This is a genomic window from Acidiphilium sp. (assembly GCF_049977125.1).
In the GTDB taxonomy this organism is placed as follows: domain Bacteria; phylum Pseudomonadota; class Alphaproteobacteria; order Acetobacterales; family Acetobacteraceae; genus Acidiphilium.
Genome location: NZ_JBMFGY010000044.1, coordinates 9,139 through 19,726, shown reverse-complemented (window position 1 = coordinate 19,726; position 10,588 = coordinate 9,139). Strand labels below are relative to the sequence as shown.

Sequence of the window (10,588 nt, the reverse complement as noted above, 5' to 3'; positions counted from 1 at the left end):
CCCCCGAATACGATGGTCGGGGGTTTACCCCCCGACGCGGATCTGCAGTTTGATATCGGTAGGGTGCCCGGCGGCAGCGCGTTCGAAGGCCGCGATCGAGTCTTCGAAGCCGAAGGTCGCGCTCACCAGAGGCTTCAAATCAACCTTGCCCGACGCGACCAGCGCCAGCGCCCGGTCATAGACATTGGCATAGCGGAACACCGTCTCGATCCGAACCTCCTTCGCGATCGCCTCCGGCACCGACAGCCGCACCGTCTCCACCGGCAACCCAACCAGAACGATCGCACCGCCCGGCCGAACCAGGCTGAAAATATCATCGAACGCCCGGGCGCTGCCGCTGGCCTCGAACACGACATCGGCCCCCCAGCCGCCGGTCGCCGCGGCAATGGCGTCGCTGAATCGCGTGGTCCCGATCGCAACCGGCACGATGCCCTCATACTGGCCGGCGATGGCCAGTTTCTCGGCGCTGAAATCGGCGATCATCACGCGTGAGCAGCCGCCGGCAAGGGCGGCGAGCGCGATCATGATGCCGATGGTGCCCGCGCCGATCACCGCGCCGACATCGCCGGGGACGATGCGCGCGCGCGTCGCCGCCTGCATGCCGATCGCAAACGGCTCGATCATCGCGCCCTCGGCGAAGCTCACATTGTCGGGGAGTTTGTAGGTATAGGCGGCGGGATGCACGACCGAGGCGGTCAGCACACCATGCACCGGCGGGGTCGCCCAAAACCGCACCGCGGGATCGACGTTATAAATCCCGAGCCTGGCCGCCCGCGATTGGGGATCGGGCACGCCCGGCTCCATGCAGACCCGATCACCCGGCGCCAGATCATGAACCGCCGTGCCGATGGCGGTCACAACGCCCGCCGCCTCGTGGCCCAGCACCATGGGCGCATCGACCACATAGGGGCCGATCCGGCCGTGGGTGTAGTAATGAACATCGCTGGCGCAGATGCCGACGGTATCGATGGCAATGCGAACGTCGCCGGGTCCCAGCGTCTGCGGCAGGTCGATATCGCGAAGGGAAAGAACGCCTTTGCGCTCAACGATCAGGGCACGCATACCGTGTTTCACTCCTGTTCCGTGCCGTGCGCCGCGCATGGCAACGACCGCCGATGGCTCACCCGCTCTATCGCAGATCACGCCACCCTCCAAGCAACGCGCCCGTCGCCGCTCGCCCGCGCCGATTGCGCTTGACATCGGGCCGGACTGTCTGAACCATCCCTTATGAATGAATTTCTCGAAGCCTGTATCGATCAGGCGTTAGGCACCACCCCGGCCGATCTGGTGATCCGCGACGCCGATGTGTTCAACCTGGTCACCGGCACAAGGACACGCACCGACATCGCGATCTGTGGTGACCGCATCGTCGGCATCGGAGCCGGCTACCAGGGGCGGCGCGTCATCGCGGCGGCGGGGCGCATCGCGGTGCCAGGCTTCATCGACACCCATGTCCATTGCGAATCATCGCTGGTCACGCCGATGGAATTCGAAGCCTGCGTTCTGCCGCGCGGCACCACCACGGCGGTCTGCGATCCGCATGAAATCTGCAACGTGCTCGGCACCGGCGGCCTCGACTATATGCTCGACTGCGCCTCCCGCATGGTCATGGATTTGCGGGTGCAACTCTCGTCCTGCGTCCCCGCGACGATGCTGGAAACCGCCGGCGCCCGGATGGACGCCGCCGATCTCGCCCCCTACCGCGCCGAAGGTCAGGTCATCGGCCTCGCCGAGATGATGAACTTCCCCGGCCTGCTCGCCAAGGACCCCGTCGTGCTCGACAAGCTCGCCCTGTTCCAGTCGGGTCACATCGATGGCCATGCGCCGCTGTTGCGCGGCCGGGCGCTGAATGCCTATCTCGCCTGCCGCGTGCGCAACGATCATGAAACCACCGGCCTCGACGAGGCGCTGGAGAAACTCGAAAAAGGCATGCATCTGCTGATCCGCGAAGGCACGATCTGCAAGGATCTCGCCGCCCTCGCCCCGGCCCTGACCGCCGAGACCTCGCTTTTGTGCAGTTTCTGCACCGATGATCGCAACCCGCTCGATATTTTCGAGGAAGGCCATATCGATCACCTGATCCGCCGGTCGATCGCCCTCGGCGTGGCGCCGCTGCACGCCTACCGCGCAGCCTCGTTTTCGGCGGCGCGCGGCTTCGGCATGACCGATCGCGGGCTGATCGCGCCCGGTCAGCGCGCCGACATCGTCCTGCTCGATGATCTCGAAACCTGCGCCGTCGCGCAGGTGATCGCGCGCGGCATCGTCGTCGAACCCGCGTTGTTCGCCGGGCGAAGCCCGCCCGCGCCGATCGGGCTCGACAGCATGCGCCGCGCACCGGTCGCCACGGCCGATTTCAGGGCGCCGACCGCCGGTCCCGCCGGGCCGGTGATCGGCATCATCCCGGGCCGCATCGTCACCGAATTCCTCACGATGGACCTGCCCTGGTCGGATGGTCTGCGCCACCCCGATCCGGCGCGCGACGTTCTGAAGGTCGCGGTGATCGAACGTCACGGCGTCAACGGCAACATCGCCTGCGGCTTCGTCCGGGGCTTCGGCATCACCGCCGGCGCGCTCGCGTCCTCGGTCGGGCACGACAGCCACAATATCTGCGCGGTCGGTGCCAGCGATGCCGACATGGCCTGCGCGGTGAACCATCTGCTCGACCAGGGCGGCGGCTTCGTCGCGGTTCGCGACGGTGTGGTGCTGGGCGCGCTCGCGCTGCCGATGGCCGGGTTGATCAGCCTTGAGCCATTCGATGTCGTCCGCGCCAGTCTTGAGGCGTTGCGCACCGTGGTGCGCGGCATGGGCACATCCCTGCCCGAACCGTTCCTTCAACTCGCGTTCCTGGCCCTGCCGGTGATCCCTCACCTTAAAATCACCGATCGCGGGTTGGTGGACGTCGATCGTTTCGCCCTGATAACGGGTTAGAGCGATATGCGCTTAAGTCGACGCGGCAGCGGCAACGTAAGCGCGGTCGTCACGGTCATAGCATCGGCGCCCGGCCACATAGGTCGCGCGCACGACCCGCTCACCCCCGATCGTCATCAGCACGAACAAACGTTCCTCGAGTGAGTCGGCAAAGCGCTGGCGCGCCGCGAGCAGCGGGCTGGCATCGAAATCGAGCACCACCAGATCCGCGTCCTTGCCCGCCTCGATCGCGCCGATGTGCCGATCCTGATCGATCGCGCGCGCCGACCCCAGCGTGGCCAGATAGAACGCCTGATGCGCCGTGAGCGACTCACCGCGCAACAGGGCGATCTTGTAGGCTTCCGCCACCGTGGCGAGCGGCGAAAAACTCGTGCCCGCACCAATGTCCGATCCCAGCGCCGTGCGCACCGGATTGGCCGAGACCATGGCGCGCCTGAGATTGAACAGACCCGAGCCGAGAAACAGGTTGGAGGTCGGGCAATGCACGATCGCGGCACCCGATTCCGCCAGCCGCCGCCACTCGCGCTCGTTCAGATGAATCGCATGGCCGAACAGGCAGCGCGGCCCGACCAGACCATAATGATCATACACATCGAGATAGTCCCGCCGTGCCGGGAACAACTGCCTGACCCACGCGATCTCGGCATGGGTTTCGGCCAGATGGGTTTGCAGATACACACCCTCGATTTCGCGCCGCAACGCGCCGGCAAGTTCGAGTTGGGCGGCGCTGCTGGTCGGCGCGAAGCGGGGCGTGATCGCATAGAACAGCCGATCCCGCCCATGCCAGCGAGACGCGAGCGCCTTGGATTGATCATAACCCGACTGCGCGGTGTCGCGCAGCGCCGCCGGCGCGTTGCGATCCATCAGCACCTTGCCCGCGCCGGTGCGCATACCAAGCCGCGCCGCCTCCTCGAAATAGGCCTCGACCGATTCCGGATGCACCGTGCAGAAAGTGATCGGCGTCGTCACGCCGGCGCGCAATTCCTCGCGCAGGAAAATCCGCGCGATCGATCGCGCAAAAGCGGGATCATCGTAGCGCTGCTCGGTCGGAAACACGTAATGATCAAGCCAATCCAGCAATTGTTTGCCATGCGCACCGATGATCGGCAGTTGCGGATAATGCACATGGGCATCGATGAAGCCGGGCATGATCAGCCCATCGCGGATCTGTTCGGGCACGACGCCTGCCGGCAGATCGGTCTGATCATAGGCACCGGCATGCGAGATCACGCCGTTTTCGATCACGATCAGCCCATCGGATTCAAAACGATGACATGGTGCGTCCTCGCTCTCGAACGGGTTGCCGGTATAGCTCAGATACGCGCCCCGCAATGCCGTGATCACGGCGCGCCAGCAGGGATCAACAACCGATCGAGGCGGAAACCGGCAATTTTGCCAACCTCGGCCAAAGCGATCGCCTGTTCAACCACCGCCTCATTGGCGATGCGCCGCTCGATCTGCGTAATGATCGCCGCCGTATCCCGCTGCCCGCGCACCGCGATGATGAAGGGAAAACCGAACCGCTGCCGATAGTCCCGATTGAGCCGGGCAAGCCGGTCCGCGTGATCGCGATCCAGCCGGTCCAGCCCGGCGCCGCGTTGTTCGGTGGCCGAATATTCGGTCAGGCGGCCCCCGGCGCCAAGCTCCGGATGGGCGCGCAACAGGGCAAGCTGGCGATCGGCGCCAGCGGTCAGCACGGCGGCTTGCAGCGCGGCGGCCAGCGAACCACCGGTCGCGAACGGCCGCAATCCAGCCACCGCCGCCGCGACCCAATCCGAATGTTCATACACGCCGGCGAGCGCCTCAACGAACCCCCGCTCACTCGCCCGGTTCAGCGCGTCAAGCGAGAGTCCGCTCATTTCGCGCCATCGTCGAACCACCGCCCGATCGCCGCGCGCTCGGCTTTGGTAATATGGGTGACATTGCCGGGCGGCATCGCCTTCACCTGCACCACCTGCTGCTCGATCACGGCGGCGTGCCCGCGTATCTCAGCTTCGGTGTCGAACATGATCCCCGCCGGCGCGCTCGCCATCAGGCGCGGATGCGCCGCATGGCACGGCGCGCAGCGCGCGGCAATGATCGGCATGATCGCAGCGGTTTTAACAACCGCCGCACCCGCCCCCTCGGCCGGTGCGGCCATGCCCAATCTCCCGGCGGGCGCCGCCGCGACGATCAGGCCGATGAATATCGCAACAGCGCTCGCCGGAAGTTTCCAATCCTGCCGACCCGTGTGCCGCAGCACGAAATACTGCCGGATCAGCGCCCCGCCGAGCATGGCAAGCCACAGCGCGAGCCAGTTGGCGCGCCCGCCGTAGAGCATGCTGAAATGGCTGCTCAGCATCGCGAACACCACCGGCAGGGTGAAATAGGTGTTGTGGACCGAGCGCTGCTTGCCCCGCTTGCCGGGCAACGGATCGGGCGTCTCGCCGCGGGCGAGCGCGTCGACCATCTTGCGCTGGCCGGGAATGATCACGAAAAACACATTCGCGGTCATGATGGTGCCGAGCATCGCGCCCACGATCAGAAACGCCGCCTGCGCCCCGAACAGATGCGTCGAGCCATAACACGCCACCCCGACGAAGGCGGCGATAACAATGCCGAGCACCAGATCCCTCGCGCCAAGCAGACGGCAGGCGGTATCATAAACCAGCCACCCGGCGAGCAAAAAACCGAGCACCGCGCCCGCCGCGGTCAGCGGCGTCAGCGCGGCGACCGAGGGATCGATCAGATAAATCCCCGGCTGGAGCAAATACATCACAATCAGCAGTGAAAATCCCGAAAGCCAGGTGACGTAGGATTTCCATTTCGACCAGTGCAGATCCTCCGGCATGCGCGGCGGCGAGACCAGATATTTTTGCGAATGATAAAACCCGCCGCCATGCACCGCCCAGAGTTCGCCGAACACGCCGCGCTGTTTCGCGATCGCCTCATCGGGGGGATGCAGGCTGTTATCGAGCATCACAAAATAAAACGACTCCCCGATCCACGCGATCGCGGCGACCACGTGAAGCCAGATCAGCAGGGCCATCGCCCAGCCCATCGCATATGAAATCATCGCTCAGCGGCCACGATACGTCGTGTAGCTCCACGGCGACACCAGAAGCGGCACATGATAATGCGCCTGCCCGCCATCGATGCCGATGCGCAGAACGATCTCGCCGATAAAGCCAGGCGGGCTCTGATCCACCTCGAAATACGCCCCCATCGCGAACATCAGATCATACACCCCGCTGGCGAGAACAGGATCATCATCGGCGACCAGCATCGCCCGGCCATCGCCATCCGTCACCGCCTCGGCCAGCGGCAACCGCGCCGCGGCGACGCGCTGCAGCGTGACGCGAATACCGGCCGCCGGACAGCCTCTGGCGGTGTCGAGAATATGCGTGGTCAGGCCGGTCATCATGGTCTCCGCTTGCAATTGTTACGACACGAACCCGCTCATCGCACGCCGCCCTCGGCAAAGCATGGCGTGGCGCAGGGGGCGCACTCACAATCGGGCGCGGCCACCGGCCCCGCTGCCGCAAGCCCGCCGCATCCGGCGACCTGCACCAACTGGGCGGCAACCGCCAGGGCGACAACCGCGGGCTGCTTGCCGGCAATCCCCGCAATCCCGATCGGGCAGGTCAACCGCGCCATCGCCGCTTCCGAAAGCCCCTGACAGCGCCACCGATGCTCGAATCGCGCCCGCTTCGTTGCCGAGCCGATCAACCCGACATAGCGCGCATCGCCCCGCCGCAGCGCCGCCCCGGCAATCGCCATGTCGAGGGCGTGGCTATGCGTCATGATCAGAAACAGGCTGCCCGGCGGCGCCGCACCCACTTCATCCGCCGCCCGCCCGGTCACCACCGGCCTGATCAACGCGGCACCCGCTGTCACCGGTGGAAACGCCGCCGCCCGGCAATCGATCCAGTCGATCCGGCACGGCAGCCCGGCCAGAACCCGCACCAACGCGCGCCCGACATGACCCGCCCCGTGCAATTGCAGGTGAAACAGCGGCGCTGGCGGCGGCAGCGCGGCCCGATACCACGGCCGATAGCCCAGCGTGACCACGCCGCCGCAGCACTGGCCGAGCGCAGGGCCGAGCGCGCGCGTCTCGACGACGGCATCACCCGCGGCATGATCGCGCTGCCACAGGCCGAGTAATTCCCGCGCCCGCGCGATCGCCGCGTGTTCGAGCGCCCCGCCGCCGATACTGCCCTCGCTATCCGCCGCGCGCACCAGCATCACCGCCCCGGCCTCGCGCGGCGACGACCCCAGCGCCGCGGTGATCTCGACCCGAACGCCACAGGGCACGCCCTCGATCATGCCTGAACCGCCCCAATCGCCCCAATCGCCCTGATCGCCCCGATCGCCTCGATCGCCTCGATCGCATCGAGAATCGCCTCAGGCGTCGCGGGCGTGCGTAATGGCGGATCAGCCCCCGCGCCACCGGTCGCCGCGACCGCATCCTTGATCGCGAGCAGAACCGAAAACGCCAGCAGCATCGGCGGTTCACCAACCGCCTTGGAACGGTGGATCGTCGGCTCGACATTGGAATTCTCGAACAAGCGAACCCGCAACCGCTCCGGGCAGTCGTTCGCGGTCGGGATTTTATAGGTGCTCGGCGCATGGGTGAGCAGCCGCCCGGTGCCCTCGTCCCACACCAGCTCCTCCATGGTCAGCCATCCCATGCTCTGGATGAAGCCGCCCTCGATCTGCCCGATATCGATCGCCGGGTTCAGCGACCGTCCGGCATCGTGCAGAATATCCGCCCGCAGCAGCGCGAACTCGCCGGTCAGCGTATCGATCACCACCTCACTGATCGCGGCGCCATAGGCGAAGTAATAGAACGGATTGCCCCGCAGCGCCTGTCTGTCCCAGTGAACCTTCGGCGTCGCGTAGAACCCGTCGCTCCACAGCTGCACCCGCGCCTCGTAGGCCGCGCGGACCAGGGACGCGAACGGCACGGCGACGCCGGCAAGATGAACATGATCGGCCCCGAAGCGAACCTCCTGCGCCGCGCCGCCATGAACAGACGCCATGAACACGGCGAGCCGGTCGCGAATCGTCATCGCCGCCGCCTGCGCCGCCATCCCGTTCAGATCGGTACCGGTCGATGCGGCGGTGGCCGAGGTATTCGCGATCTTGGACGTATCGGTCGCCGTGCAGCGCACCGCGCCAAGCCCCACGCCCAGCACATCGGCGACCACCTGCGCCACTTTGGTGTTCAGCCCCTGCCCCATCTCGGTGCCGCCATGATTGACCAGCACGCTGCCATCGGCATAAACATGCACCAGCGCCCCCGCCTGATTGAGATGCGGCACGTTGAACGAAATGCCGAATTTCACCGGCGTCAGCGCGATCCCTTTTTTCAACACGGCATTGTCGCGGTTGAACGCCGCGATCGCGGCGCGCCGCGCCGGATAATCGGCCTCGCCGGCCAGCGCCGTCACCAGCTGGTCGATCACATTATCCGCGACGATCTGGCCATAGGGTGTCGTATTGCGCGATTCGGTGCCGTAAAAATTCACCCGCCGCACCGCGAGCGGGTCGCGCCCGCGATGCCGCGCGATCCGATCGATCAGCATCTCGATCAAAAACGCCCCCTGCGGCCCGCCGAAGCCGCGAAACGCGGTATTGCTCTGGGTGTTGGTGCGCGCGATGAAGCCGTGCAGCGCGACCTCCGGCAGATAATACGCGTTATCGACATGGCAGAGCGCGCGGGTCATCACCGCCGCCGACAGATCGGCCGAATGGCCGCCATTGGCGATCAACCGCGCCTCAAGGCCCAGAATGCGGCCCTCATCATCGAAACCGATCGTGTAATCATAATCGAAACCGTGGCGCCGCCCGGTAATCATGAAATCATCATCGCGATCGAGCCGCAGCTTGACCGGGCGGCCGAGACGATCGGCGGCGATCGCGGCACAGCAGGCAAACAGGGCCGATTGCGACTCCTTGCCGCCGAACCCGCCGCCCATCCGCCGGCATTCCACCACCACCTGATGGCTGCGCCAGCCCAGCGCCCGCGCGACCAGATGCTGCATCTCGCTCGGATGCTGGGTCGAACAATAAACCCGCATCCCCCGATCCTCGGTCGGCAGCGCATAGGAAATCTGCCCTTCGAGATAGAATTGCTCCTGCCCGCCCAAGGAAAATGTCCCTTCGAGCCGATGCGGCGCCGCGGCGATCGCCGCCTGCAACGCACCGGGTGCGGATTCGCGAACCAGACTCACCGGCGGCAGTAAAAAATCGCCACGCGCAAAGGCGGCGCGCGCCGTCAGCACCGGAACCGCCGGTTCGATCTCGAGATGATCAGCGATCCGCGCGGCGGCGCGCCGCGCCAGATTCCGCGTGCTGGCCACGATCAGCGCGACCGGCTGGCCCACATACCGCACGACACCATCGGCCAGGATCGGATCATCATGCACCACCGGCCCACAATCATTCGGGCCGGGCAGATCCGCCGCCGTCAGCACCGCGACCACGCCCGGCAGCGCGGCCAGACCCGCCCGATCGATGCGCCGCACCCCCCCCGCCGCCACCGGCGAGAGCGCCAGCGCCGCATGCAGCGTACCGGCGGATTCCGGAATATCATCGACATACGGGGCCGCGCCGGTCACATGCAGATGGGCCGATTCATGCGCCACGCCCAACCCGACTTGCCCCCCCTCCCGCGTCACCCCCGGCACGAACGACGTGTTCACGAATGGCTTGTTCATGCCACGCTCGCCACAACTCCCGGCCGCACCCGCATCGCCGCCGCCGGCAGTTGCCTCTCCGGGCGCGTCTCGAGCCAGATCCGCCACAGCAAATGACGCGCAACCCGCAGCCGGTACTGCCGCGACGCCCGCATATCCGACAGCGGCGCGAAATCATCGCCGAGTGCCGCCATCGCCGCCGTCACCCTGGCTTCACTCCACACGCCCTCCCGCAACACCGCCTCGGCGTGATCCGCGCGGCGCACAATCGCCGCCATGCCGCCGAACGCAAGCCGGATGTGGCGCACCACCCCCGCCTCGCACCGCAACGCAAACCCGCACGACAGCGCGGAAATATCGCAATCGGATCGCTTCGAAATCTTCCAGCCCCGCACGATCATCGCCGGATCAGGGCGCGCCACCTCGATCGCGCGCAGAAACTCCCCCGCCCGCAGCGCATTCACCCCATAGCCGAGATAGAACTCATCCAGCGCCACGCGCCGGACTTCCGATCCGCATTGCAGAACGAGGGTCGCATCCAGCGCCATCAGAACCGGCGCCGCATCGCCGATCGGCGAGCCGTTCGCGACATTGCCGCCCATGGTGCCGGCATGGCGCACCGGCGGACCGGCAAAGCGCAGCGCCATTTCGGCCAGGTCGGGCACCATCGCGACCAACGCCGCCCAGGCGTCCTCGAGCGGCGCCGCCGCGCCGATCCGCAACACCTCGCCCTCGTGCTCGATGACGGATAATTCAGCAACATCGCCAAGATAGATCATGGAACCGACATCGCGGAACCGCTTGTTCACCCAAAGCCCGATATCGGTCCCCCCCGCGAGCAGGCGCGCCTGCGGTTGCGCGGCATAGGCAGCGCCCAGCGCCGCGAGCGAACGCGGTGCGGCAAACCGGTCGATCCGCCCCGCCCAGGCGGGATCGGGCGCCGCATAGGTAAAATCATCCCGCGCGATCCCGCGCAACGC

The 10,588-nt window shown here is 66.4% G+C and carries 9 protein-coding genes; 1 reads left to right on the top strand and 8 read right to left on the bottom strand.

The window, feature by feature from the left end; genetic code table 11:
• Positions 1-24: 24 nt before the first annotated feature.
• Positions 25-1,062, bottom strand: coding sequence for an NAD(P)-dependent alcohol dehydrogenase (locus ACP5E6_RS08975; protein WP_427953891.1), 1,038 nt, complete (start codon positions 1,060-1,062; stop codon positions 25-27).
• Positions 1,063-1,227: 165 nt separating this feature from the next.
• Here ACP5E6_RS08975 and ade point away from each other — a divergent pair, with 165 nt between their 5' ends.
• Positions 1,228-2,928 (top strand): adenine deaminase, encoded by a 1,701-nt coding sequence (ade, locus tag ACP5E6_RS08970; RefSeq protein WP_427953890.1) that lies wholly within the window; start codon positions 1,228-1,230, stop codon positions 2,926-2,928.
• Positions 2,929-2,940: 12 nt separating this feature from the next.
• Here ade and guaD read toward each other — a convergent pair whose 3' ends face one another.
• From guaD to ACP5E6_RS08935, 7 genes are all read right to left on the bottom strand, one after another.
• Positions 2,941-4,272, bottom strand: a complete 1,332-nt coding sequence (gene guaD, locus ACP5E6_RS08965; RefSeq protein WP_427953889.1) for a guanine deaminase — start codon at positions 4,270-4,272, stop codon at positions 2,941-2,943.
• Positions 4,269-4,787, bottom strand: coding sequence for a 2-oxo-4-hydroxy-4-carboxy-5-ureidoimidazoline decarboxylase (uraD, locus tag ACP5E6_RS08960; protein WP_427953888.1), 519 nt, complete (start codon positions 4,785-4,787; stop codon positions 4,269-4,271). The genes guaD and uraD overlap by 4 nt, the downstream gene beginning before the upstream one ends.
• Entirely contained in the window at positions 4,784-5,968 is a 1,185-nt protein-coding gene (locus ACP5E6_RS08955) for a urate hydroxylase PuuD (RefSeq protein WP_427953887.1), read from the bottom strand. The genes uraD and ACP5E6_RS08955 overlap by 4 nt, the downstream gene beginning before the upstream one ends.
• Positions 5,969-5,986: 18 nt before the next feature.
• The gene (uraH, locus tag ACP5E6_RS08950) at positions 5,987-6,328 is read right to left on the bottom strand and encodes a hydroxyisourate hydrolase (protein ID WP_427953886.1); all 342 of its coding nucleotides are present in this window, start codon (positions 6,326-6,328) and stop codon (positions 5,987-5,989) included.
• Between the two features lie 38 nt (positions 6,329-6,366).
• Positions 6,367-7,233 carry a xanthine dehydrogenase accessory protein XdhC gene (xdhC, locus tag ACP5E6_RS08945; protein ID WP_427953885.1) on the bottom strand — a complete coding sequence of 289 codons (867 nt, stop codon included), beginning with the start codon at positions 7,231-7,233 and terminating at the stop codon, positions 6,367-6,369.
• Positions 7,230-9,629, bottom strand: coding sequence for a xanthine dehydrogenase molybdopterin binding subunit (gene xdhB, locus ACP5E6_RS08940; protein WP_427953884.1), 2,400 nt, complete (start codon positions 9,627-9,629; stop codon positions 7,230-7,232). The genes xdhC and xdhB overlap by 4 nt, the downstream gene beginning before the upstream one ends.
• Positions 9,626-10,588, bottom strand: a 963-nt coding sequence (locus ACP5E6_RS08935) for an FAD binding domain-containing protein (protein WP_427953883.1), incomplete at its 5' end; no start/stop codon positions are given. The genes ACP5E6_RS08935 and xdhB, both read right to left, overlap by 4 nt.

Excerpts from the sequence above, each read along its gene's own strand:
- xdhC (WP_427953885.1), bottom strand. The coding sequence starts at position 7,233 with ATGATCGAGGGCGTGCCCTGTGGCGTTCGGGTCGAGATCACCGCGGCG.
- xdhB (WP_427953884.1), bottom strand. The coding sequence starts at position 9,629 with ATGAACAAGCCATTCGTGAACACGTCGTTCGTGCCGGGGGTGACGCGG.
- uraH (WP_427953886.1), bottom strand. The coding sequence starts at position 6,328 with ATGACCGGCCTGACCACGCATATTCTCGACACCGCCAGAGGCTGTCCG.
- ACP5E6_RS08955 (WP_427953887.1), bottom strand. The coding sequence starts at position 5,968 with ATGGGCTGGGCGATGGCCCTGCTGATCTGGCTTCACGTGGTCGCCGCG.
- ACP5E6_RS08975 (WP_427953891.1), bottom strand. The coding sequence starts at position 1,062 with ATGCGTGCCCTGATCGTTGAGCGCAAAGGCGTTCTTTCCCTTCGCGAT.
- uraD (WP_427953888.1), bottom strand. The coding sequence starts at position 4,787 with ATGAGCGGACTCTCGCTTGACGCGCTGAACCGGGCGAGTGAGCGGGGG.
- ade (WP_427953890.1), top strand. The coding sequence starts at position 1,228 with ATGAATGAATTTCTCGAAGCCTGTATCGATCAGGCGTTAGGCACCACC.